This window comes from Rhizobium sp. AN6A (assembly GCF_900215635.1).
Taxonomy (GTDB): domain Bacteria; phylum Pseudomonadota; class Alphaproteobacteria; order Rhizobiales; family Rhizobiaceae; genus Agrobacterium; species Agrobacterium tumefaciens.
In genome coordinates this window covers 2,155,237-2,179,446 of the sequence record NZ_OCNC01000004.1, presented here as the reverse complement: position 1 = coordinate 2,179,446, position 24,210 = coordinate 2,155,237, and the positions used below count along the sequence as shown (strand labels likewise).

The window sequence follows — 24,210 nt, the reverse complement described above, 5'->3', positions numbered from 1 at the left end:
GCCGTTAAAAACCGGAGCTTTTGCCACTCAAACCCTTGCATCAGGCCCCGTCCCGTGCGAATGGCGACGCCAAAGGAACCAGCGGAGACGAGAGCGATGAGCCAGTCGGGCAAGAACGGTCTTACCTATAGTGACGCAGGTGTGGATATCGACGCCGGCAACCTGATGGTCGAAAAGATCAAACCGGCGGTGCGCTCGACGCGGCGTCCCGGCGCGGATGGCGAAATCGGCGGCTTCGGCGGCCTGTTCGATCTGAAGGCCGCAGGCTTTAACGATCCGGTTCTGGTGGCCGCCAATGACGGCGTCGGCACCAAGTTGAAGATCGCCATCGACGCGAATTTCCATGACACCGTCGGCATCGATCTCGTTGCCATGTGCGTCAACGATCTCGTCGTGCAGGGCGCAGAACCGCTGTTCTTCCTCGACTATTTCGCGACCGGCAAGCTCGACCCAGATCAGGGCGCTGCCATCGTTTCCGGCATCGCTGCCGGCTGTCGCGAATCCGGCTGTGCGCTGATCGGTGGTGAAACCGCTGAAATGCCCGGCATGTATTCCGATGGCGACTACGATCTCGCGGGCTTTGCCGTGGGTGCTGCCGAACGTGGCCAGCTTCTGCCCGCCGGCGATATTTCCGAAGGCGACGTCATTCTCGGGCTTTCGTCCTCCGGCGTTCATTCCAACGGGTTTTCGCTGGTGCGCAAGATCGTTTCGGTCTCCGGCCTTGACTGGGACGCCCCTGCCCCCTTCGCAGATGGCAAGAAGCTTGGCGAAGCGCTGCTGACGCCGACGCGCATCTATGTAAAGCCGCTTTTGAAGGCAATCCGCGAGACCGGCGCGCTGAAGGCGCTGGCGCATATTACCGGCGGCGGCTTCCCGGAGAATATTCCGCGCGTTCTGCCCAAGCATCTCGCCGCCGAGATCGATCTCGACGCGATCGAGGTTCCGGCTGTGTTCTCGTGGCTTGCAAAAACTGGTGGCGTCGAAGCCAAAGAAATGCTGCGCACGTTCAACTGCGGCGTTGGCATGATCGTGGTCGTTTCGGCTGAAAATGCCGCCAAGGTCACCGACGCCCTGACGGCGGAAGGCGAGACCGTGTTCCCGCTCGGCCGCATGGTCGCCCGCGAAGAGGGTGCGCACGGCACGATCTACAAGGGCGCCCTCAGCCTATGATGAGCGCCGCCTCTCGATCTGGCCGCGCACGTGTCGTCGTTTTCATTTCCGGCAGCGGCTCCAACATGGTGTCGCTTGCCAAGGCCTGTCAGGAGACGGATTTTCCGGCCGAGATCGCCTGTGTAATTTCAGACAAGGCGTCGGCAGGCGGGCTGGAAAAGGCGCAGGCGTTCGGTATTCCCACGCTCGTTTTCGAGCGCAAGACCTATGCCAGCAAAGCCGAGCACGAGGGCGCCATTCTGGCGGCACTTGGCGAGATTGCGCCGGATATCATCTGTCTTGCCGGCTACATGCGGTTGATCTCCGGGGATTTCATCGCCCCCTATGAAGGCCGCATCATCAATATCCACCCTTCCCTTCTGCCGCTCTTTCCCGGCCTGCACACCCACCAGCGCGCCATCGACAGCGGCATGAAGATTTCCGGCTGCACCGTACATTTTGTAACCGAAGGCATGGACGAAGGCCCGACTATCGCTCAAGGCGCGGTGCCGGTTCTTTCCAATGACACGGCCGAAACGCTGGCGGCGCGGATACTCACCGTCGAGCATCAGCTCTATCCGCTGGCCCTCAAGCAGCTTGCAGAAGGCAAGGTGCGGATGGAAGGCGGCAAAGCCGTCTCCAGCAGCGACGCAAGTAAATCCGAGTATCCCAGCCTGATTTCTGCTTACTGATAAAGATTTCACTAAAGTACAAAGATACTCAAAGTGGTATTTCCTCTAAAATAAACCGAACGTTTACCATAATCATCTCTAATGCCCTCAACGGCCACGTATTTCGGGCCCTCCGGTCATTCAGGAGCGATTATGCTATTTTCGAGGTTTTCCCTGCCGCTTTCGGCCGTTTTACTGGTGAGTACGAGCCTGCCGCTCGCCGCCGAGCAAAGCGGCATCACCGCTTCGCTCGATGCCGGTGTTCTAAACATCAAGGCCACCGAGACCTTTTACAACGGAAGCCACAAAAACAGTCAACTCGACTGGAAAACAACAAATGCCATGGCGTTACGCGGATCGCTCGGACTTGAGCTGTCACCCGACTGGCGCGTAAAAACGGAAGGTCGGATCGGCTTTGCTGGCGATGGCTACATGACCGACTACGATTGGCTGCCTCCCTATTACAGGGATACGTCGAAAACTGGATGGAGCGACCGCTCACAGCACGGCGACACCCGCCTCGACCACTACCTGACCGGAAGCATCGAACTTAACAGAACACTGCTGGAAGACCGGCTGCAGCACCTCAGTGCCGGTATCGGCTTTCGCTATACCGACGTGCAGTGGTCCGCCTATGGCGGTGACTACATCTACAGTTGGCGAGGATTTCGCAATAATGTCGGTGAGTTCAACAATAGCGAAAAAGCCATCACCTACCGGCAGCAAATCCCCGTATTTTACGGCAATGTGACCGGTGGGCGCAAATTCGGGAACTGGTCGCTGAATGCCGGCCTCGAAGGTGGCGCAATGATCTATGCGAAAGCCACGGACGATCACTGGATGCGTTCGATCCGCTTCACCGACAAATTCGATATTGGGGGCATGTTCGGCGCAAAAGCGGGTATCGCCTATGCCCTGACTGAGAATGCCTCCCTCTACCTGGATGGCGCATACGAATATACGAGCTTCGGTCGCGGTGACAAAACCCTCACACCGACTGGCGGAACTACCGGCCTATTTTATAAAGATGCGGCGGGCGGCGATATGCAGTCGCTTTTCGTTGGGGCCGGCGTAAAGGGCAGGTTCTGATTTGACGGCGTCCGGTTGAGGCGGGAGAAGATGTTATTATCGCACGCGGAACGAAGCTGTGGCATGCCTCGTAAAAGCGAGCGATCCTCAATCTCGTCAACAGCTCATCTCTGCGATGCGGACAGAACGGTCGCAACAAAAAAAGACAACTCCGGATGAGATCAAGGCGTGGAAAGAAGAAGGCCGCAAGTAATGGCCTTTGTCGTGGACGCCTCGGTAGTCGCGGCTTGTTTACTGCCTGACGAGGACGGCACAATCGCCGATGAAGCGCTTTCGCGGCTGGAAACGCACGACGCTTTCGTACCGGACTTCTCTCGCACGAGCTGCGCAACATATTGCTTTCGGCCGAACGCCGAAAGCGTATTTCTTCAGATGACATCTTTGCAATTCGCATGCGTTTTGCCTGCTTGCCGCTGACGCTCTCATCAAGCGCCGCTCACGTCTCGATCATCCGCCTGGCACAAAAACACGCGCTTTCCGCCGATGACGCCGCCTACCTCTCGCTTGCGATTTCGACAATGTGCCTCTAGCAACACATCACGGGAAGCTTGCGGTTGCGGCAAAGCAGGAAAACGTCGCGTTCGCTTAAGGTTTGCGCAGAGCCGCGCGATTCAACATCGCCCATTGCAGCAAAATGATCGTCTTGGAATCGGTGATTTCGCCGGACGCGATCATCGCGAAGGCTTCGTCGAGGCCGTAGGTCAGAACCTCCAGATCCTCGCCTTCCGTTTCCAGACCGCCGCCACTGCCGGCCTGCATGTCAAGATCGATTCGGGCGACGAAGAGGCTGACTTTTTCGGTGAGCGTTCCCGGGCTGGCATACATGTCGAACAGGTATTCGACCTTTTCCACCGCGTAGCCAGATTCTTCCATCGCCTCGCGGCGAATGGCGTCGGCCGCATTGTCGTCATCGAGGAGCCCCGCTGGCACTTCGATCATGAAGCTTGGATCGCCGTTCACGAAGACGGCAGGGCGGAACTGGCGCACCATCACCACGCTGTCGCGCTTGGCATCGTATAGAAGGATGGCGGCGGCGCTGCCGTGATCGTGGACTTCCCGCACGATGCGGATTGTCTTGCCATCCGGCATGCGCTGGTCGAAAACGAGCTTCTGCATATGCACGAAGCCCTTCCACACCGTTTCCTTTTCCACCAGCCGGACCCTGCCGGAATCAGTGTCGGCCGGAACGTTTTTCGCTTGCGTCTGTGTCACCGGATATTCCTTTGCCTGTCGCGGAAGTGTTCAGCCTGGCCCTGTTGCGGTGCAATATCAAGCCTTTCAGGCTTCGTCGTCGCGGCGGAGCCACACCTTGTTGTCGTGGAAAGCCGCGCCGCCATAGGGGGCGACGGCATCGGCGCCGGTCAGAACATTGATACCCTCGCCGTCCAGATGCGCCTTGTTGGGCCACAACCCTTCGGCAACCAGAACGCCGGGCCTCGCACCCTCCACGATTTTCGCATGGAGGCGCACTTCGCCGCGGCCATTGCCGATACGCACGATGTCGCCATCGGCTATACCGTTACGGGTGGCGTCCTCGGAACAGATCATCACTTCCGGACGGCCTTCCTTCTGCACGGAGGTTTTCGTTTCCGCGAAGGTGGAGTTGAGGAAGTTGCGCGCTGGCGATGTCGCCAGTCGGAAAGGATGCTCTCCGTCAGCGGTTTCGATGACATCTACCTGATCCGGGAACTTGGGAAATTGCGCAACCGGCCCCATCACGCCGATATTTTTCGGCGGCTTGTTCGGAGATGGCCCCGTCGCCCATTCGGGGCTGAAACGGAATTTTCCGTCGCCATAACCAAAGCCCTCGAGATAATGCGCCACCTCGAAAGAAGGCTGCGCATCGATCCATTTTTCTTCCGACAACGTATCGAAATCGCCCCAGCCGCTGACTTTCAGCATATGATCGACGTGGTCGCGGGCTGAAAGACCGAAGCCCGGCATATGGTCGATACCAAGACGTTTCGCCAGTTCTTCTATGACGAAGAGATTGGTGCGCACGGTTTCCGGCGGCTCCACCAGCTTGGGGCCGAGCAGAATGTGGTTCTGGCCACCGGCGCGATAGATATCGTCATGTTCAAGGAACATGGTGGCCGGCAGCACGATATCGGCCAACTCGGCCGTCTCCGTTATGAATTGCTCATGCACGGCAACAAAAAGATCGTCGCGCAGGAAACCCTGTTTCACCAGCCGCTGCTCGGGTGCTACATTGACGGGGTTGGTGTTCTGGATAAGCAGCGCCGTCACCGGGCCACCGTGTCGCAGCGCTTCCGCATCTCCCGTCAGCACACGGCCGATCTGTGACTGGTCGAGCTGGCGCACGTCGGGGTCGGCATAGGCTGTGCCCATCAGTTCCGCCTTGTTGAGCCGGAAGATATCGCCGTTATTGTGGAAGGCGCCGCCGCCTTCATATTGCCAGGAGCCAAGAACGGTCGCGATAGAAAGAGCCGCGTGCATGGCGACCGCGCCGTTGCGCTGGCGGGCGAAACCGTAACCGAGCCGGAAGAAGGTCTTTTTCGTCGTGCCCACGAGCCTTGCGAAATCCTCGATTTCTTCCACGGAAATACCGGTGATTTCGGACGCCCATTGCGGCGTCTTCGACTTCAGATGCTCTTCAAGTCCTGCCGGATCGTCAGCGAAGCGCGCCATGTAATCGCGGTCGGCATAACCATCGCGGAAGGCAATGTGCATGATGGCGCAGGCGAGCGCCGCATCGGTGCCGGGACGCAGGACGATGCGCATATCGGCCTGTTTCATGGTCGGATTGTCATAGATATCGACGACGACGATCTTCGCGCCACGTTCCTTGCGGGCTTTTACCGCATGGGTCATGACGTTGACCTGCGTGGCGACAGCATTCGTGCCCCAGATGACGACGACATCGGCCTTGCCGATTTCGCGCGGATCGGGTCCGCGAAGCGCGCCTGTACCCATCACATAACCCGTCCAGGCCATGTTGGTGCAGATCGATCCGAAAAAGCCGGAATATTTCTTGGCGTGACGCAGGCGCTCGATGGAATCGCGCTGAACCTGTCCCATGGTTCCAGCATAGAAATAGGGCCAGATGGCCTCGGTGCCGTGCTTTGCCTCGGCTTTGACGAAGGCGTCGGCAACCTCGTCAAGTGCCGCCTCCCAGGATATCTCCTGCCAGTCGCCGGCACCCTTCGCGCCCTTGCGGCGCTTCGGGGTCAAAAGACGGCCGGGATGATAGATACGCTCGGAGTAACGCGCCACCTTGGCGCAGATGACGCCGGCAGTGTATGTATTGGCATTGGCGCCGCGCACGCGGCCGATGCGGCCATCGGCGTTGATGTCCACTTCCAGCGCGCAGGCGCTCGGACAGTCATGCGGACAGACCGTGTGGCCGATGCGCGTGGCACTTTCGGCTTTCGGGGTAGCGTTTTTAGCGGAAATCGGGGTCGCAAGGTTCATGTCTTTTCTATATTGCATCAGCGACGCGGCAAAAAGGCCGAAGTGACGTCCATCAAGAATATTCATCATCCCCATCGGCAAGCGAGACACATTCCATGAACTATCGCCACATCTACCACGCCGGCAATTTCGCGGATGTTCTCAAACACGCCGTTCTCGCCCGTCTCGTCCGTTACCTGCAGAACAAGGACAAGGCGTTTCGGGTGCTGGATACTCATGCCGGCATCGGCCTTTACGACCTGTCGTCGGAAGAGGCGCAGAAGACTGGCGAATGGCAGACCGGCATCGGCAAGCTGATGGACGCCGATCTGCCGGCCCCTGTCGCCGAATTGCTGGAACCCTATCTTTCCACCGTGAGAGAGCTTAACCCCGAAGGCGGCATGCAATTCTACCCCGGCTCGCCGAAACTCGCGCGCATGCTGTTCCGCCCGCAGGACCGGCTTTCGGCCATGGAACTGCACCCGGACGACGCACGCGCGCTGGCGCGTCTGTTTGAGGGGGATTATCAGGTTCGGGTGACGGAGCTCGATGGCTGGCTGTCGCTTGGCGCGCATCTGCCGCCGAAGGAAAAACGCGGCCTCATCCTCGTCGATCCGCCTTTCGAGCTTGAAAATGAATATCAGCGGCTGGCGGACGGGTTGAACAAGGCATATCGGCGTTTCTCCACCGGCACCTATTGCCTTTGGTATCCGCTCAAAAAAGGCGCACCGATCAAGGATTTCCACGAGCGGCTGCAATCCTTCGATATTCCGAAGATGCTGTGCGCGGAACTTTCCGTGAAAAGTGACCGCCTGGAAGGCTTGAGCGGCTCAGGCCTCATCGTCGTCAACCCGCCCTACACGCTGAAGGACGAGCTGCACACGCTATTGCCATTCCTGAAGACGGTGATGGCGCAGGATAGATACGCCTCGCACCGCGCCTTCTGGCTGCGCGGCGAGGAAAAGCCGGAAGAGGATTGAGGGTTTACCTCACCCCTTCCGCGCCTGTGCAAGCTGCGATCGTTCGAAGAACAGGATCACGAACAGCGCCATGATGAACGGGATGATGAGGTAGAACAGCCGGAACACCAGCAGCGCCGCAATCACGTCGGCCGGGTTCATATCCGGCAGGCCGGTGACGAAGACCAGCTCCAGCACGCCAAGCCCGCCCGGCGCGTGCGAGATGAGCGCCGCTGAAAAGGAAATCAGGAAAATCCCGAGAATGATCATGAAACCGGGATTTCCGGCTTCCGGCAGCGCGAAATAGATGATGCCTGCGGCTCCGATCAGTTCGATCGGACCGATGACAAGCTGTTGCGCCACCAGTTTCGGCACGGGATATGGCAGAAAAAACGAACCGATTTTCAGCGGCCGCAGCTTCAAAAGGCTGCCGAGCACATAAAGTGCGACGATGGCGAGCAGCAGGACGCCGGTTGTCGTTGATGCTTCCACGGGCAGGATGCCGGTAAAGCGCTCGGTAATGTCCGGTTCGTAGACCAGCACCAGACCGATGAGCATGATCGTTCCGATGATGAAGGTGAAGGAACAAAGGCCGACAAGAATGCCGACTTCGGCAGCGCTCAACCCTTTGGACGTATAGGCCCGGTATCGGACGACGGCACCGGAAAACACGGATGCCCCGACATTGTGGGAAAGCGCGTAGGTGGTGAAGGAGGTGAGCGTGATGAAGAACCAGTTTACCTTGCGGCCGAGATGCTGGAGAGCGATGCGGTCGTAACCGGCAAGGGCGGCATAGGCGACAAGCGTCGACAGGCCGGAGCACACCCAGTCCCGCGCGCGAATGGCCGTGAGGCTTTCCCATAGATCATCGAGTGAAAGACCGCGCAGCTCGTGATAGAGCAGCCAGGCCGAAAAACCGATCGTTGCCAGACCAATGACGGGCCAGATGTATTTCTTCAATGTCATGCGGTCATGCCCGCCTATTTCCCCCAGCTTCACCCCAACCCGATTTCCGCACTCCGCAGAAGATTCGTTCGACTCTATTCGTTATGCGGCGAAGCTTTCAACCTTTTTGCCCGTTTGCCTCGTTCACAAATTTATGTAAGACCGCTTTGTCGTCTGCGGGCGATATGAGGTCGTCCATTTTCCGGAGAACGTGCACGAAATGAAGCGTTATGCCGGTTTCATCGCCCTCGGTCTTCTGTCGCTTGCGGCCCTTTGGTTTTCGCGGGAAAATCCGGCCCCGACCGGTTCTGCAACCAACCGGCAGACCCAATCCCAAACGCAGCCCGCCGGCAACTCCAGGCCCGAAACATTCCAGCCGGGAATTGCCCGGCGAGACACGGGCAAAAACCCTGGGCCCGCCGGAACAGGCTTCGATTTTTATGTGCTTTCGCTCTCCTGGTCGCCGGCGTTCTGCGCCAGCTCCGAAGGTTCCGGCAATCGCCAGCAATGCGGCAGCAACAGGCGGTACGGTTTCGTCGTACACGGGCTTTGGCCGCAAAACGAAACCGGATACCCCGAATTCTGCACGAGCAGCGAGCCGGACCGTGTGCCCGACGCAATCGGCCGCACGATGTTCGACATCATGCCCTCCATGGGCCTGATCGGCCACCAGTGGCGCAAGCACGGCGCCTGCTCCGGCCTTTCGCAGAAGGATTATTTTTCGGCAACACGAACCGCCTTCGAGGCGGTCAAGCTGCCGGAGACGATTGCCTCCGGCGCTAAAGGCGCCACCCTTTCCGCCGACGCCATCGAAACCGCCTTCACCGACGCCAACCCCGGCATGTCGAAACGCGGCATCTCGATCAGCTGCGACGGAAAACGCCTTGAGGAAGTCCGTATCTGCCTCAACAAGGACATGACATTCCGCGATTGCCCTGAGCTTGACCGCAAGGGCTGCCGCGTCAGCGCTACCGAAATCGTCCCCATTCGCTAATACCCACACATCAACATATGTCAGGACCCTACTATGGAACTGCTTTATTCCGTCACTTCTCCCTACTCCGCCAAGGTGCGCATGGCCGCCCGCCATCTCGGCATCGACATTACCAACGTCGCCGTCGACACCAATGCCGAGCCCGCGACGCTGGTTGACAACAATCCGCTCGGCAAAATTCCGGTCCTGCTTCTGGACGATGGCGGCTCGGTCTATGACAGCGTCGCGATCATGCACTATCTAGACCGCCTTTCGGGCGGCAAGCTCTACCCGAAAAAGAACGGCAAGCGCACCGAAGCGGAAATTCTGGAAGCGCTCTGCGACGGTATCATGGATTGCCTGCTGGCCATCGTTTACGAGCGCCGTTCCCGTCCGGAAGACAGGGTTCACCAGCCATGGATCGACAAGCAGTGGAAAAAGGCGGTGAAGGGTCTGGATCATCTCAACGCCAATCTGCCGAAAACCGGCAAGAAGCTGCATGGCGGACATTTCGCCCTTGCGGCACTGATCGGTTATCTCGATCTGCGTTTTGCAGGCGAATGGGCCGAAGGACACGAGGCGCTGGCGCAATGGCCGGAGACATTCGGCAAGCGTTTCGAAGCCTATAAGGACATGAAGGCCGCCGCCTGACGCCAATGTGAGCGCCATGCCTGGCCTGATCGCCGGGCATGGATGTGGTCACTGATGGCAAAAACAAAAAAAGCCGGGGCGTAAACCCCGGCTTTTCTTTTACCGATCCTTGAAGGATCAGAACTTGACGCCGATACCGGCCTTGACGGAGTGGTCGTCGAAGCCGCGCGAGAACGCGCCGGAGTCCAGGCTGTAGTCCTTCTTCTGGTAGTCGCTGTAGCGATATTCCAGACGGGCAGTGATGTTGTCCGTAACCATGGCTTCAACGCCGGCACCAACGGTGTAGCCGAGGGCGGTTGCGCTGTCCTTGGAGGTCGCGTCACGTACCTTGTTGTCGGAGGCTGCGAGACCAGCCGTACCGTAGAGCAGGAACGGGTTCATGTCGTAACCGACGCGGGCACGCAGCGAGCCGTTGACACCCTGCTTGCCTTCGACGGCGTTGCCACCAACCGTACCAGCGGAACCGCGCTCGCGGCCGAGGTTAACGTCTGCTTCGGCACCGTAAACGATCTGGCCGTTCTGCATGTTGTAACCGCCGTAGATACCGCCGCCGGCGCCCTTGGCGTCACGGCCGTCGTTGCTGGAGCTGAAACGGCCCCAATCGTAGTTGGCGGTACCACCGAGGTAAGCGCCGGTCCAGTTCTTGACCGGAGCGGGCTGGTCGTAGGCTACCGGTGCCTGCGGCACGTCGTTTACGGCGTCAGCGGCGTGAGCAGCCGAGAAACCGGCGGCTGCAATGGTCGAAGCCATAATGGTTGCTACGAAAATACGCATGTTATTCTCCTTTCAGGACCGCGCCGTACTCAAAACATTGTTTTTAGACGCGGTAAATTCGTCGGGTTAATCGCCCCTCTGAAAATTGAATTTGATGGGAGAATGCGGAGATCAAAGAGCCAAAATGTGAATTGTTTGGGGCAGACACGTGACTAGAATTAGACGTTGCCTAATTGCCACAAGGGTTTTATTAACCCTACCGGAAACTTAATTTCCAATATATCGAATTTAAACTTAGTTATATTCAAATTAAATTTAAATTACATTACCAATAAAAATCCACACAATTCTTTTACGGCCCACGGACAGCTTGCGATTTGCGATTATATCCAGCAAATAGGGCGTGTATGAGCAAATGCAGGTCCGCTGTGAAAGAAAATATACCGAAGACAGTCTTGATAACGGGTGCCGCCCGGCGGCTCGGGCGGGCGATCGCCACGGATTTGGCCTCGCATGGCTTTGCGATTGCCGTCCACGCCAATGCCTCTATGGGTCAAGCCGAGGAATTCGCTAACGAAATAAGGCAAAAAGGCGGCAAGGCCGTTGCCGTTCAGGCGGATCTGACACAATCATCGCCAACAATGGCGCTTGTCGAACAGGCATCTTCGGCGCTCGGCCCCATAGGCGTCGTCGTCAACAATGCATCCATTTTTCTGGACGATTCGGCAGAAACGCCCGATCCGGCGATCTTCGACGCGCATTTTTCCGTGCATGTGCGGGCGCCTTCCCTCATCGCGGCCGCCTTCGTTCAGCAATTGCCCCAGGATAAATCCGGACTGATCGTCAACATCATCGATCAGCGTGTACTTGCGCTTACGCCGCGTTTTTACTCCTATACGCTTTCGAAATCGGCCCTTTGGACAGCCACACGGACGATGGCGCAGAGTTTTGCGCCGCGGGTGCGCGTCAACGCCATCGGGCCGGGTCCCTCCTTCAAAAGCGAAAGACAGGCGCCGGAGGACTTTCAGGCGCAGATCGACGGCCTTATATTAAAGCGCGGTCCGGAACCCGACGAGTTCGGGCGGACGATTCGCTTTCTTTTTGATACGCCGTCGATCACCGGACAAATGATCGCGCTCGATGGCGGCCAGCATCTTGGCTGGGAAACCCCTGATGTGGCGGAGATACCTGAATGAACGGAAAGAAGCTGCCTGACGGCGGTATTCTCTTCGATGAAACCGATGACGAAGACGACGATGCAAACCTTGCCGCGACAGACGCGGCCGAGGCACCGCGCGACGTTGCCGGCATGGACTGGAATGCCGGCTGGAAAAACGAATCCGGCCTGAAGGGCATGGATCTGATCGGCGAATTCGTCAAACACCTGCCGAACTCGCCGGGTGTTTACCGCATGTTCAACGAGGCGAACGACGTTCTCTACGTCGGCAAGGCGCGCTCGCTGAAGAAGCGCGTCGGCAACTATGCCCAGGGTCGCGTGCATTCCAACCGCATTGCGCAAATGGTGCGGCTGACCGCCCATATGGAATTCGTCACCACCCGCACGGAAACCGAGGCGCTTCTCCTGGAAGCTAACCTCATCAAACGCTTGCGGCCGCGCTTTAATGTGCTTTTGCGCGACGATAAGTCATTTCCCTATATCCTGATCACCGCCGACAATCGTGCACCGGCGATTTTCAAGCACCGGGGTGCGCGGGCGCGCAAGGGTGACTATTTCGGACCCTTCGCCTCTGCCGGAGCCGTCGGACGCACGATCAATTCACTGCAACGCGCGTTCTTGATCCGCACCTGCACCGACAGCGTTTTTGAAACCCGCACGCGGCCCTGTCTTCTTTACCAGATCAAGCGCTGTTCCGGCCCCTGCACACATGAGGTGAGCGATGAGGGGTATGCAGAACTCGTCAAGGAAGCCAAGGATTTCCTGTCCGGCAAGAGCCAGAGCGTCAAGACCGCGATTGCACGGCAGATGAACGAGGCGGCCGAGGATCTCGACTTCGAGCGCGCCGCCGTCTATCGCGACCGGCTGACGGCGCTCTCGCACGTCCAGAGCCATCAGGGCATCAACCCGGCCGGCATCGAGGAGGCGGATGTTTTCGCCATCCATCACGAGGGCGGCATATCCTGCATCCAGGTGTTCTTTTTCCGCACCGGCCAGAACTGGGGCAACCGCGCTTATTTTCCAAAGGCGGACCCGTCCCTGCCCGGCTCGGAAATCCTCAATGCGTTCCTGGCGCAATTTTACGACGACAAACCGGTGCCGAAGCAGATCCTGCTTTCCGAAACCGTAGAGGAACAGGAATTGCTGGCCGCTGCTCTCGGTGAAAAAGCCGGACACAAGGTCACGATCAGCGTGCCGCAGCGCGGCGAGAAGAAGGACATCACCGACCATGTTCTTGCCAATGCCCGCGAGGCGCATGGCCGCAAGCTGGCGGAAACCTCGTCTCAGGCGCGGCTGCTGAAGGGGTTCGCGGAAACCTTCAACCTTCCCTACGTGCCGCGCCGGATCGAGATCTACGACAACTCGCACATCATGGGCACCAATGCCGTGGGCGGCATGGTGGTGGCGGGGCCGGAAGGCTTCGTGAAAAACCAGTATCGCAAGTTCAACATCAAATCGACCGACATCACTCCCGGTGACGACTTCGGCATGATGCGTGAGGTCATGACCCGCCGCTTCTCGCGCCTGTTGAAGGAAGAGGGCAAGCCCGACCGCGCGCAGACGCTGACGCCCGCACCCGAGGAAGCCGCGGACATGCCCTTCCCCGCCTGGCCGGACGTTATCCTGATCGATGGTGGTCAGGGACAGATGACGGCGGTGCGTGCCATCCTCGATGAGCTCGACATTCGCGACAGCGTGATTGCCATCGGCGTCGCCAAGGGTGTGGACCGCGAGGCGGGCCGCGAGCGCTTCTTTGCGGATGGCCGCAGCGATTTTTCCCTGCCGCCGCGCGATCCCGTGCTTTACTTCATCCAGCGCATGCGCGACGAGGCCCACCGTTTTGCCATCGGCTCTCACCGGGCGCGGCGCAAGAAGGAAATGGTGCGCAATCCGCTGGATGAAATTTCGGGGATCGGCCCAGGACGCAAGCGCTCGCTGCTGCAGCATTTCGGTACGGCCAAGGCGGTTTCACGCGCAGGCCTCAACGATCTGATGAATGTCACCGGCATTTCAGAAGCCGTAGCGCGGCAAATCTACAATCACTTCCATGAGAGCAGTGGCGATTGAAGGCGCACTGTCGCAACGAACTGCTAAAAAAACATAATAACGTGTTGACCCTATGCGTCAGGGGCGGCATCAAGGCAGCTTATCCAGACTGACAGGTTTCCCATGGCTTCGCGCGCATACAGCATTCCCAACCTTCTCACCTATGCCCGCATTCTGGCGGTTCCCGTCATCGTTTTGTGTTTTTACATCGAAGGAAAGCTGGAAAGCTCGGATTTTGCGCGCTGGACGGCACTCTGGCTGTTCATCGTCGCCTCGCTGACCGATTTTCTGGATGGTTATCTGGCGCGTATCTGGAATCAGACCTCCAATATCGGCCGCATGCTTGATCCGATCGCCGACAAGCTGCTGGTCGCCTCGGTGCTGCTCTTGATGGCAGCCGACGGCACCATTGCCGGCTGGTCGCTGTGGGCCGCCATTACCATTCTCTGCCGCGAAATTCTGGTCTCGGGCCTGCGCGAATATCTGGCGGCGCTGAAGGTCAGCGTTCCCGTCACCCGCATCGCCAAGTGGAAGACCACCATCCAGATGGTGGCCATCGCCTTTCTTCTCGCCGGTCCCGCAGGCGACAAGGTTCTGCCCTACACGACCGAGATGGGAATTACGCTTCTCTGGCTTGCCGCAGCGCTGACCATGTACACCGGCTACGACTACTTCAAGGCTGGCCTCAAGCACATCGTGGACGAAGAATGATGGCGCGGATCGTTTATTTCGCCTGGGTTCGCGAAAAGATCGGCACGGCTGAGGAGGAGCTGGATATCCCCTCCTCCGTTACCACGGCCGGCGAGCTGATCGCCTATCTCTCAACCCTTGGTGAAAACTACGAAGCCGCCTTCGAATTTCCGGATGTGATCCGCGTTGCGGTCAATCAGGAACATGTCGAACATGACGAGAGCATTGCCGGTGCGCGCGAAATCGGCATCTTCCCGCCCATGACGGGGGGATAACCGGATGCAGCCCACGGTCCGCGTGCAGGCACAGGATTTCGACGCTGCGGAAGAAACCCGCAGGCTGACGGAAGGCGACAAGAGCATCGGCGCGGTGGTGGCATTCACCGGGCTTTGTCGCGATGATGGCGGCACGCTCGCGGCGCTGGAACTCGAGCATTATCCCGGCATGGCCGAAGCGGAAATGACCCGCATCGCGCAGCTCGCCATCGAACGCTTCGACCTCCTCGGCCTCACCGCCATTCATCGCCATGGCAAGATCGCCGCCGGCGAGAATATCGTCCTCGTCATTGCCGCTTCCCGGCACCGGCAGGCCGCCTTCGACGGCGCAAATTTCGTGATGGACTTCCTCAAGACGTCCGCCCCGTTCTGGAAAAAGGAACATGGCAAGGATGGCACGACGGGCAACTGGGTTGCCGCAAAGACGACCGACGACACGGCCAAGGACAAATGGCGGTAACGCTTTGTGTTTTCCCGCACTTCCGGACGAAAACCGGACGCCACCCCTCCTGGAAATGCTCTAGGGCGCTTCCACCCTGCTTCGCATGACGATCAGCCAGCCCACCAGAAGCGCCAGAACCGCCGCATCCCGCCAGATAACCGGGCCGTAACCGACCCATAGCGTTTCCGCGAACCCGACGGCAGCCGCCCCGAGCGCGCAGACGAGCGGGCTTGCATAACCGCCCGCTGCCGAAATCAGCACGACCTTCAGGCCGAACACCAGACCGGCACCGAAATCCATGGTGCCGTAATAAAACGTGGCGAGGACGCCGGCGATGGCGGCAAGCAGACCCGCTGCACAGTAAGACAGCAGGAACACCCTGCCTGCATTTACCCCGCACAGTGACGCGGCGAAAGCATCGTCCGACACCGCCTTCCAGCGTCTGCCAAAGCCGGAACGCTGGAGGTAGGAAGTGCCCGCGAGAACGAGCAGGCAGAAGACAGCCGTGTTCAGCATCTGCATCGACGTCAGGGTGACGGCGAAGCTTCCATCGGCCCAGAATCGCACCGGTTCCGACAAAAGCGGCGGCAGCCATAATTGCCGCGTGCCGGCGGCAAGTCTGGCACTTTCGGTGAGCGCAATCAGCACGCCAATGGAGGCGACCGTCACCGCATTGGGGGAGGCTTTCGCCAGGGGCCGCATCACCGCCCTGCCGATGAAAGCCGCCGCCCACAGACCGCCGAAAAGACCGGCCCCTGCCCCAAGCGCGAGTGTTGCAGGCAAGATCAGCCACAGCCGGTTCCAGCCGAAATCTGCAAACAGCAGGCAGGTCTGACCGGCGAAAGCGAAAATCGCGCCATAGGTGACATCGGCCCGTTTCGTGACCGAGAAGGCGATGGCGTAGCCGAAGGCCAGAACCGCGTAAAGCGAGGCGACCGGCACGGCATTCAGCAATTGTTGCAGGAAATAAGCCAATCCGTTCTCCCCACCGCATTATAACTGTTAAAATCCATTTTGATAGTTATAATGTCGCCATGACATTTCTCTGGACAGAACATCGTTTCGCAGGCGGCGCGTTGGCCCTTGATGTCGCCAACAGCGTCATCCTGCGCGCCGACGCGGCAAAATCAGTCGACCGTTTCGCCACGCCTGAGCAGATCGCCACCTTTGCCGAGGCGTCGACCCGGCTCGGAGCGGAGCGCGACAGGTTTCCCGCCCTCATCGCACCCGAAGCGGACATGAGGCAGGTATTTCTCGATCTTCGCGAGGCAATCGACGATTATTTCCGCTCGTCGATGACGAGCGGCGGCGATGACGACGGGCGGCTTGCCGGGCTTCTCTTCGCATGTGGCACGGCACTACGGTCGTTTCCCCTGCGAGAGAGCCTTGCCAATGCGACCGCCCATTCCGCTCTGTCACTGCTTTCGGCAGAGACGCAGGAGCGGCTGAAGATTTGCGGCAATTGCGGTTGGCTTTTCATCGACCGCAGCAAGAACAGAAGCCGCATCTGGTGCGACATGACGGTGTGCGGCAACCGGCAGAAAGCCAGCCGGTACTATCACCGGAAGAAAGAGGGGCGGACATGAAAACAATTGCCATTCCAATGCTGGCAGTCGTGGCGTTGCTCGGTCTTTCCGGTTGCCAGCGGGACGAGCCGCGCGATGTCGCGAAGGTTTCCGGCCGCATGTTCGTCTTCAACTACCGTGTGGCGATTGCCACCTATCTCGTGACCTTGCAGCGCATCGCCCCCATCCGCGACGGCAGCACGCTGGAGGCGACCTTCGAAAATCCCCGCGGCGGCGCCGAGCTGACGACCAGGGAGAAGATTTTCGCGGCAGATGAAAAGATCGCCGTTCAAAGCCCGCCGGTCGAATGCGTCAAGCAGGACCGCCCCTACAAGGTCACGATCCGCATCAAAGGGCCGGAAGGCGATGTACTGCAGACGATAGAGACCACCATCCGCTCCGACACCGACCAATCGCTCCTTCCCGCCAAACCGCTGACCGTCGGCCCGCTCTACACGCCCAACCCGGACGTGTTCAAAGCGGACGGCACGACGGATATGCGGCCTGTCGAGGGGTGTCCGGCGTCGTGAAGACCTCCCCTCATATCTGTGCTCGTCACAGGACTGAGGTCCGTGTGGATGGCTTCGGTGTAAACTTTTATCGGCAACAAAACAAAAAAAACGGAGCCTTTCGGCTCCGTTTCATCGAGTCTTTTCAGCGGCTTCATGCCATCGCCTGAGAGGGCGATTCAAGCCGTTGATATTTTGAATCAGCCGACGATTTCGGTTTCGGCAAACCAGTAGGCGATTTCCTGTGCGGCGGTTTCCGGAGCGTCCGAACCGTGAACAGAGTTTTCGCCGATGGAAAGCGCGAAGCTCTTGCGGATGGTGCCTTCAGCAGCCTGGGCCGGGTTGGTTGCGCCCATGATTTCGCGGTTCTTGAGGATAGCGTTTTCGCCTTCCAGAACCTGAACGATGGTCGGGCCGGAGGTCATGCCTTCAACGAGTTCGCCGAAGAAGGGACGCTCTTTGTGAACGGCGTAGAAGCCTTCGGCTTCGCGCTTGCTCATCCAGACGCGCTTGGAGGCGACGATGCGCAGACCGTTGTCTTCAAATACCTTGGTGATCGCGCCAGTCAGGTTACGCTTGGTTGCGTCCGGCTTGATCATCGAAAATGTGCGTTCAATCGCCATGTGTCCGTTTCCTTTTCCTATAGAGAAAGTGGGCGGTCTTTACCCGCCCAAAGGCCCGAAAACAAGGGGGATCAACCACATTGCGACGATGGCTGCAGACATTTCACGCCGCTGTCACACTGCGGCCTCTGGCGTCGTGGAGGTCGAGGCATCCTTCGAACCAGTCACGGACGGGGTCGTTTTCCACAAACAGATCCGCTCCGGTGGTGATCCTTGCCCATTGCAGCGCACCGAAAACGATGTAATCCGCAAACAGCGGCGATGAGCCGCCGATGAAAGGCTGGAAGCCCAGCATGCGGCGGATCGGCGTCAGCAATGCCGGAAAGGCGGCAATTTCGGCCTCGCGGTTCGCCACCACATCCTCAAGCGGGCGGCCGAGCGCCTTTGTCCTGCTGTCGCGGAAATAATTCCGGTCCGGTTCGTCCAGCATGTCGTGAATATCGAGAACAGCGATACGGACGATGGCCGGGTGCAGTACCGTCTGCGACCAGCTTTCAACGAAACGCGCCATGGCCTTGCCGCCTTCCCCGTTAAACAGCGACGGCCGCTCCGGATAGGCCTCATCCAGATAAAGGGCGATCTCGAAACTGTCGCTCACCAGCTGATCGCCGTCACGAAGGATCGGCACGGTCTTCGAAAAACCATCCTCCACGGTAGGAATTACCGTGAATGGCAGGGGGCGCTCTTCGAAATCCAGCCCCTTATGCGCCAGCGAAAGCACGGTTTTCCAGCAATGGGGAGAAAATGGCCTTGAGCTATCGCTTCCGCAAAGTGAATATAAGGTTCTGGAGGTCGTCATAGGCTGCACCCTCTTCTGCTACATCGATGATGCGATATAAAAACGACCGCCGCGTGAAATCAAATAAGGATTTGTCATACTACTGATCAAAAAACGCTTCCGGCGCGTAACCGTCCCTTCCACCGGAATTTGGGTCTCGCGGCGATGAAAACCTCACCAGGTTTAGCCTATTTTAAACCGTTGCTTGTAAGACTAATCGTGTTCAACAATCGGTTATCGCCGGTGCATTCATAATCTATTGGTATTGGGGCTGTCAGTGACGTCAACAGCGGGCGATAAAAAACGCGAACAGGCAAGGAACGGTCTCGTCTTTACGAAAATCGCTCAGTTCATCGACAAGATGAATATTGCGCCGCTGCCGCGAAACTACGAACTGATTTACGAAATATTGTCTGGGCACAACCCGGCGATGGGACGCGATATTCTCGCCCTTGGCAACGCGCCGCAACAGCATGAAATCGATATTGTCGGCCAGAGACACAATCTGCCGGGTTTTTCGAAGATCGAGGCCGAGCAGATGGCAGCGACGGCTTTTGAAACGCTGAAGCAGATTTCCGCGCGGCTGGAAGCCGGCCTGCAACGCACCGAAACATTCATTGCAAGTCTTTCCGGGCAAGATCACTCCAAGCTGCCTGCAACGGAGCGTCTTGCGCAATTGATCGGCGATATTCACGAGGAACAAACGAGCCTCCGGCATTTCGTTTCCATGGGGCTGATGAAAATCCGCGAGGTTGAGAAAAGCCGGACCGATCTTCAGGCGAACTCCCTGCGTGATGCCTTGACGGCGCTTCCCAACCGGGCGGCTTTCCTCGAGAAGCTCGGCGACCTGTTTTCGGGCGATCAAGGAGCATCCGCCACATCGCTTGTGCTGCTCAACATCGACCATTTCCGCGAAATCAACGGCAAATACGGCCCCACCGCCGGCAACAAGGCGCTGCGCCGGCTGGCAGCGCTTTTCCGCAAGACGATCAAGAAGGACGATTTCGTTGCCCGCATCGGCGGAAACGAGTTCGCTTTTCTGTTTGCCGGCGTCTCGCAAAATACAGCTGAAGCAATTGCAGAGCGGTTGCGGCAGAACGTCGAGGCGCTGCGTTTCGTCACCAGTGAGGGCGAAGGCGAGCATCTGACCGTCTCGATCGGCGTTGCGGCAGTGGACTGCACCACGACATCAGCCGAATTTTTCAGCCATGCCGAGCTCGCCCTGCTATCCGCACGCTGCGGCACGCGCAATTGCGTCATAGGCTACTCCCGGGACGTGGCTCAACACAGCCGCAGCAGCTATCTGGCACAGCTCGGCTGTTGAAGCTGCATATCTGATCTGGTGTGGCGCGCGCGCTCTTGCCTTGGCCACGCAGTTCGGCCAAAACGGCGCCATGATTACGATTACCGATCTCTCCGCCCGCATCGCCGGGCGCCTGCTTCTCGACCACGCCAGCGTGACGCTTCCGGCTGGCGTGAAGGTGGGCCTCGTTGGCCGCAACGGCGCCGGCAAATCCACTCTTTTCCGGGTCATCACCGGTGACTTTTCAGCGGAAAGCGGTTCGGTAACGATCCCGAAACTGGCGCGCATCGGCCAGGTTGCGCAGGAAGCGCCGGGAACGGAAGAATCGCTGATTTCCATCGTGCTTTCCGCCGACAAGGAGCGCAGCGCGCTGCTGGCCGAGGCGGAAACCGCAACAGACCCGCACCGGATCGCCGAAATCCAGGTGCGGTTGGTCGATATCGACGCGCATTCGGCCGAAGCCCGCGCGTCCAGCATTCTTGCCGGTCTTGGCTTCGATCACGAGGCGCAGCTTCGCCCCGCCTCCTCCTTCTCCGGCGGCTGGCGCATGCGCGTGGCGCTGGCATCCGTGCTGTTTGCCGAACCCGACCTCTTGCTGCTCGACGAGCCGACCAACTATCTCGACCTTGAAGGCACGCTCTGGCTGGAAGACTATATCCGGCGTTATCCGCATACCGTCATCATCATCAGCCACGACCGCGATCTCCTGAACAATGCCGTCAATTCCATCGTGCATCTGGACCAGAAGAAACTGACCTTCTATCGCGGCGGTTACGACCAGTTCGAGCGCCAGAAAGCCGAAGCAGACGAATTGCAGATGAAGGCGAAGGTGAAAAACGACGCCGCGCGCAAACATCTGCAAAGCTTCATCGACCGTTTTCGCGCCAAGGCCACCAAGGCGCGCCAGGCGCAGAGCCGCATCAAGGCGCTGGAGCGCATGGGCACCGTCGCCGCCGTGATCGAGGATCACGTCCAGCCGATCACGTTCCCTGAGCCGGAAAAGCAACCCGCCTCACCCATCGTCGCCATCAATGGCGGTGCCGTGGGTTACGAGCCGGGCAAATCCATCCTGAAGCAGCTCAATCTCCGCATCGACAATGACGACCGCATCGCGCTGCTCGGTTCCAACGGCAACGGCAAGTCAACGTTTGCGAAATTCATCTCCGGCAGGCTTGCGCCGCAGGCGGGCGATCTTCGCATCGCCCCCGGCCTGAAGATCGGTTTCTTTGCGCAGCATCAGCTGGACGATCTCGTGCCGGACCAGACACCGGTCGAACATGTGCGCAAGCTGATGCCGCTGGCGTCTGAAGCGCAGGTGCGGGCACGGGTGGCGCAGATGGGCCTTGCGACGGAGAAGATGGCGACGGCGGCGAAAGACCTGTCCGGCGGTGAAAAGGCCCGGCTGCTGATGGGGCTTGCGGCCTTCCATGCGCCAAATCTGCTCATCCTCGACGAACCGACCAACCATCTCGACATCGACAGTCGCCGGGCGCTGATCGAGGCGCTGAACGATTATAACGGCGCCGTCATCCTCATCTCGCACGACCGGCACCTCATCGAGGCAACAGTCGACCGCCTGTGGCTGGTGGCCGACGGCACTGTGAAGACCTTCGAAGGTGACATGGAGGAATATCGCGACCTCGTCGTCTCTTCCGGAAAAAAGAAGGAAGAGAAGACAGAAGCGGCCGCCGACCAGACATCGAAAGCCGACCAGCGCAAGGCCAACGCCGAAAAACGCGCCCAGCTTGCGCCGCTGAAGAAAAAGATCAACGAAATCGAATCTTTGACGGCGAAGCTTGAGAAAATGATTCAGGCGCTCGACAAGGAACTGGCGGACCCGGCCTTGTACGAAAAGGCACCTGCCAAGGCCGCGCAGAAAGTCAAAGAGCGTGGCGAGGCCGCGAGCAAGCTTTCGGAAGCCGAGGAGCAGTGGCTGATGCTTTCAAGCGAATATGAGGATGCGATGGCGCAGTGATGCGTCAAATGCTGGTGCGAAAATCTAAGCGCATTCCCTGCGAGGCTGCAACCGCTCGAGCGGCACGGCGGGCGAATAAAGATAGCCCTGACCGAAACGGATTCCCATCTGCATGAGCAGCCTGCTTTGCTCTTCCGTTTCTATACCTTCCGTCACCAGCGTGGCGCCGTAACGTTCGGCGCTTTCGAAGGCGAGCGCGATGGCCTCCCTGAACCGCGACTGTTCAAGCCGGGACGTCATCCAGTGATCGATCTTGACCTCCTCGAAGGGGAACCGCGCAAGCAGGGTGAGTGCCGCATAACCGGTGCCAAAATCATCGAGCGCCAGCCGCACGCCCGCTTCGCTCAGCCTGTCGAAATTCTGCTGCACGATGTCGATGGCCGGTATCCTGCTCATCTCCGTCACTTCGATCGACAGACGGTGCGCCGGTACCCCCATCTCGTTCAAAAAGGCCACAACCCGCTCTCCGAAGCCCGCAGTGGCAAAAGACGATGCGGAAATGTTCACCGCCAGATGAAAGTCCGGATCGAGGCCCCGCAGGTCGATGAGATCGCGGACGACGGCTTCGATCGTCGACCATTCAAACTCCACCAGCAGCCGGTGACGCTCGGCAATCTCCAGCACATAATAGGGCGAAAGCGGCTGTCCGCGCGCATCCACCGCCCGTAAAAGAGCCTCCGCGCCAATCATGCGGCGATTGTGCATTTCGAATTTCGGCTGATAAAATATCGGCGGCTTGCCGGATCTGATCCAGTTGACCAGCATCTGGCGCACCCCCTCGTCCCGCGTGGCCTTGTCGGCAAAGGAGAAGGGGAATATCTGCACCGGATTTTCGCTTCCTCGCAGCGCAAGACTAAGCTGCCGGAGGAAGGAAGCCACGTTCTGCCGGGAAAGCTTATCCAGATTAGCAGCACCGATTTTTAGATGCGGCACCGGCTCGGCGTCTGCAGACCGTGAAAATGTACTTAGCCCGTCATGGAGGCGCATCATCAGCCTTGTGCTTTCCGACTTCTCGAGCGAAATCCCCGCAATGACGACTGCAAGGGTGGTATCGCCGAACATGAAGCTGCGCGGTGCATTTGAGCTCGACAGGAGGCCGTTGTCGGTGTTGCAGATTTCCTGTGCCAGCCTCGGCCAGAAAAGATCGCCCCAATCCTCGCCCTGGCAGGCGGCGACATCGGCGATATTGACGATTTCTATGAGAAGGAGAGCGTGCGGAACGGCCGGCTCCTGCCGCATTACGGCTTCGATATGGTCTTTGAGGGCGCGCCTGTTGGGCAGGCCCGTCAACGAATCCGTCCGCGCCGCAGCATCGCGTTTTCTTGCCTCCTCACGCGCCCGCGCCTCGCTGCGCAGCAACAAAAACAGACAGGCGATCATCGGCAGCCCGACCAACGAGCCGAAGATGCGACGTCCGACGTTACTGAGAAAAACCTCCTGATTTATCATGCTGAGACTGTAGGTCACGCAAACAGCGAACAACGCCGCGAAAATCCTGACCGCAAATACGCCGAAGACCTCGCGGGCGCCGAGTTCAGTAAGACTGCGATTGCGCATCCAGCCATACATCAGCATCCCGAAAGCCGAGATGATGCTCATATCCAGAAATGCAGCCCCAAAGAGTGCCGGACCACCGAACAAAAGCCGCCCGGCGGAGACGAGCGTCAGACTGATCAAACCGCCTTGCCAGGACCCCAACACGCCAGCCAGGAACAGCAGGTCAGAGCGGATATAGGGCTTGGAAGGCAGCTTGATGAACTCGGATACCAGCAGCGTCAGCAAAAAACCGGTAACTCCGAAGATGATGCCGTAGTAGATTTTATAACGAGCGTCATCGAGAGCGATGTTTCGCTGCAGAAGGATCAGCACTGACACCATGCCGACAAGGGCCGCAGCCTGGAGCAGCAGGAACGGCAACTCGGCGGCTGACGCGGCCGCTTGGGCGGCGATCAATTCCATCATCTCTGCATGTCCCCCGGTCATTACTTATTCTGTCGCCGTGGTTCCGGCGTTTGACCTTCACAAATCCCGCGTTTACACAGGAAAATCAGTACATATAGCCAATCGCTCCACACGACCTGTCGCTCCATCGCGGGCTGCCCCCGGGCGAAATCACCGGACAGGTGCCAGCAGCGAGTGACTGATAAGTCACGAGTTCGGGTACCTCCTCACCGCCGGCGTCGGACAATGCCGAGCAGGAAAATCAAGCAACGAAGCGAAGCGCCAACCAACAACCGGACGAAAAACCATCGAGATATTCTATTG

Annotated in this window: 24 protein-coding genes; 16 read left to right on the top strand and 8 right to left on the bottom strand. The window is 58.9% G+C overall.

Annotated features, from left to right (window positions below; translation table 11 throughout):
• The first annotated feature begins 96 nt into the window (after nt 1-96).
• The 4 genes from purM (at nt 97) to CRO62_RS27715 (ending at nt 3,439) form a co-directional block, all read left to right on the top strand.
• Nucleotides 97-1,170: a phosphoribosylformylglycinamidine cyclo-ligase gene (gene purM, locus CRO62_RS23305; protein ID WP_097102172.1), complete on the top strand. Its 1,074-nt coding sequence runs from the start codon at nt 97-99 to the stop codon at nt 1,168-1,170.
• Nucleotides 1,167-1,841, top strand: a complete 675-nt coding sequence (gene purN / locus CRO62_RS23300) for a phosphoribosylglycinamide formyltransferase (protein ID WP_097102170.1) — start codon at nt 1,167-1,169, stop codon at nt 1,839-1,841. The genes purM and purN overlap by 4 nt, the downstream gene beginning before the upstream one ends.
• Before the next feature lie 132 nt (nt 1,842-1,973).
• Nucleotides 1,974-2,909, top strand: a complete 936-nt coding sequence (locus CRO62_RS23295; protein WP_097102168.1) for an omptin family outer membrane protease — start codon at nt 1,974-1,976, stop codon at nt 2,907-2,909.
• 392 nt (nt 2,910-3,301) lie between these two features.
• Nucleotides 3,302-3,439: a hypothetical protein gene (locus tag CRO62_RS27715; protein WP_323455514.1), complete on the top strand. Its 138-nt coding sequence runs from the start codon at nt 3,302-3,304 to the stop codon at nt 3,437-3,439.
• Between the two features lie 55 nt (nt 3,440-3,494).
• Here CRO62_RS27715 and CRO62_RS23280 read toward each other — a convergent pair whose 3' ends face one another.
• Nucleotides 3,495-4,121: an NUDIX domain-containing protein gene (locus CRO62_RS23280; RefSeq protein WP_097102166.1), complete on the bottom strand. Its 627-nt coding sequence runs from the start codon at nt 4,119-4,121 to the stop codon at nt 3,495-3,497.
• Nucleotides 4,122-4,187: 66 nt separating this feature from the next.
• Nucleotides 4,188-6,407, bottom strand: coding sequence for a molybdopterin-dependent oxidoreductase (locus tag CRO62_RS23275; RefSeq protein WP_179784608.1), 2,220 nt, complete (start codon nt 6,405-6,407; stop codon nt 4,188-4,190).
• A 29-nt stretch (nt 6,408-6,436) separates the two neighbouring features.
• On the opposite strand from CRO62_RS23275, the gene CRO62_RS23270 reads away from it, so the two are divergent.
• Nucleotides 6,437-7,300, top strand: a complete 864-nt coding sequence (locus CRO62_RS23270; RefSeq protein WP_003512446.1) for a 23S rRNA (adenine(2030)-N(6))-methyltransferase RlmJ — start codon at nt 6,437-6,439, stop codon at nt 7,298-7,300.
• A 9-nt stretch (nt 7,301-7,309) separates the two neighbouring features.
• Here CRO62_RS23270 and CRO62_RS23265 read toward each other — a convergent pair whose 3' ends face one another.
• The gene (locus CRO62_RS23265) at nt 7,310-8,245 is read right to left on the bottom strand and encodes a lysylphosphatidylglycerol synthase domain-containing protein (RefSeq protein WP_019565412.1); all 936 of its coding nucleotides are present in this window, start codon (nt 8,243-8,245) and stop codon (nt 7,310-7,312) included.
• Nucleotides 8,246-8,444: 199 nt separating this feature from the next.
• Here CRO62_RS23265 and CRO62_RS23260 point away from each other — a divergent pair, with 199 nt between their 5' ends.
• Complete coding sequence (locus tag CRO62_RS23260) at nt 8,445-9,218, top strand: ribonuclease T2 family protein (RefSeq protein WP_097102164.1); 774 nt, start codon at nt 8,445-8,447, stop codon at nt 9,216-9,218.
• A gap of 33 nt (nt 9,219-9,251) precedes the next feature.
• The gene (locus CRO62_RS23255; RefSeq protein WP_097102161.1) at nt 9,252-9,848 is read left to right on the top strand and encodes a glutathione S-transferase; all 597 of its coding nucleotides are present in this window, start codon (nt 9,252-9,254) and stop codon (nt 9,846-9,848) included.
• Between the two features lie 117 nt (nt 9,849-9,965).
• Here the strand turns inward: CRO62_RS23255 and CRO62_RS23250 are convergent, their stop codons facing one another.
• Nucleotides 9,966-10,622, bottom strand: a complete 657-nt coding sequence (locus CRO62_RS23250; protein ID WP_003512439.1) for an outer membrane protein — start codon at nt 10,620-10,622, stop codon at nt 9,966-9,968.
• A gap of 347 nt (nt 10,623-10,969) precedes the next feature.
• On the opposite strand from CRO62_RS23250, the gene CRO62_RS23245 reads away from it, so the two are divergent.
• The 5 genes from CRO62_RS23245 to CRO62_RS23225 all read left to right on the top strand — a co-directional run bounded on the left by CRO62_RS23245 (nt 10,970) and on the right by CRO62_RS23225 (nt 15,210).
• Complete coding sequence (locus tag CRO62_RS23245; protein WP_003512437.1) at nt 10,970-11,758, top strand: SDR family oxidoreductase; 789 nt, start codon at nt 10,970-10,972, stop codon at nt 11,756-11,758.
• A complete protein-coding gene (gene uvrC, locus CRO62_RS23240; RefSeq protein WP_179784607.1) occupies nt 11,755-13,806 on the top strand; it encodes an excinuclease ABC subunit UvrC in 2,052 nt (683 codons plus the stop codon). The genes CRO62_RS23245 and uvrC overlap by 4 nt, the downstream gene beginning before the upstream one ends.
• A 102-nt stretch (nt 13,807-13,908) precedes the next feature.
• Nucleotides 13,909-14,496, top strand: coding sequence for a CDP-diacylglycerol--glycerol-3-phosphate 3-phosphatidyltransferase (gene pgsA / locus CRO62_RS23235; RefSeq protein WP_003512433.1), 588 nt, complete (start codon nt 13,909-13,911; stop codon nt 14,494-14,496).
• Nucleotides 14,496-14,750, top strand: a complete 255-nt coding sequence (gene moaD / locus CRO62_RS23230; protein WP_019565410.1) for a molybdopterin converting factor subunit 1 — start codon at nt 14,496-14,498, stop codon at nt 14,748-14,750. The genes pgsA and moaD overlap by 1 nt, the downstream gene beginning before the upstream one ends.
• 4 nt (nt 14,751-14,754) lie before the next feature.
• Complete coding sequence (locus tag CRO62_RS23225) at nt 14,755-15,210, top strand: molybdenum cofactor biosynthesis protein MoaE (RefSeq protein ID WP_097102159.1); 456 nt, start codon at nt 14,755-14,757, stop codon at nt 15,208-15,210.
• 60 nt (nt 15,211-15,270) lie between these two features.
• On the opposite strand, the gene CRO62_RS23220 is transcribed toward CRO62_RS23225, so the two are convergent.
• Nucleotides 15,271-16,167: a branched-chain amino acid ABC transporter permease gene (locus CRO62_RS23220; protein ID WP_097102157.1), complete on the bottom strand. Its 897-nt coding sequence runs from the start codon at nt 16,165-16,167 to the stop codon at nt 15,271-15,273.
• Nucleotides 16,168-16,226: 59 nt separating this feature from the next.
• Between CRO62_RS23220 and CRO62_RS23215 the strand changes: the two genes are divergently transcribed.
• Both CRO62_RS23215 and CRO62_RS23210 read left to right on the top strand, forming a co-directional pair.
• Nucleotides 16,227-16,778, top strand: coding sequence for a CGNR zinc finger domain-containing protein (locus CRO62_RS23215; protein ID WP_097102155.1), 552 nt, complete (start codon nt 16,227-16,229; stop codon nt 16,776-16,778).
• Complete coding sequence (locus CRO62_RS23210) at nt 16,775-17,287, top strand: hypothetical protein (protein WP_097102153.1); 513 nt, start codon at nt 16,775-16,777, stop codon at nt 17,285-17,287. Before CRO62_RS23215 ends, CRO62_RS23210 begins: the two co-directional genes overlap by 4 nt.
• Nucleotides 17,288-17,466: 179 nt before the next feature.
• On the opposite strand, the gene ndk is transcribed toward CRO62_RS23210, so the two are convergent.
• The gene (ndk, locus tag CRO62_RS23205) at nt 17,467-17,889 is read right to left on the bottom strand and encodes a nucleoside-diphosphate kinase (RefSeq protein WP_003502118.1); all 423 of its coding nucleotides are present in this window, start codon (nt 17,887-17,889) and stop codon (nt 17,467-17,469) included.
• Nucleotides 17,890-17,992: 103 nt separating this feature from the next.
• Nucleotides 17,993-18,688 (bottom strand): glutathione S-transferase family protein, encoded by a 696-nt coding sequence (locus tag CRO62_RS23200; RefSeq protein ID WP_097102150.1) that lies wholly within the window; start codon nt 18,686-18,688, stop codon nt 17,993-17,995.
• Nucleotides 18,689-18,944: 256 nt separating this feature from the next.
• Between CRO62_RS23200 and CRO62_RS23195 the strand changes: the two genes are divergently transcribed.
• Together CRO62_RS23195 and abc-f are read left to right on the top strand one after the other, a co-directional pair.
• Nucleotides 18,945-19,991: a GGDEF domain-containing protein gene (locus CRO62_RS23195; RefSeq protein WP_179784606.1), complete on the top strand. Its 1,047-nt coding sequence runs from the start codon at nt 18,945-18,947 to the stop codon at nt 19,989-19,991.
• A gap of 70 nt (nt 19,992-20,061) precedes the next feature.
• Complete coding sequence (gene abc-f / locus CRO62_RS23190; RefSeq protein WP_097102148.1) at nt 20,062-21,945, top strand: ribosomal protection-like ABC-F family protein; 1,884 nt, start codon at nt 20,062-20,064, stop codon at nt 21,943-21,945.
• Between the two features lie 24 nt (nt 21,946-21,969).
• Here abc-f and CRO62_RS23185 read toward each other — a convergent pair whose 3' ends face one another.
• Nucleotides 21,970-23,907, bottom strand: a complete 1,938-nt coding sequence (locus CRO62_RS23185; RefSeq protein ID WP_097103255.1) for a GGDEF domain-containing phosphodiesterase — start codon at nt 23,905-23,907, stop codon at nt 21,970-21,972.
• Nucleotides 23,908-24,210 lie beyond the last annotated feature (303 nt).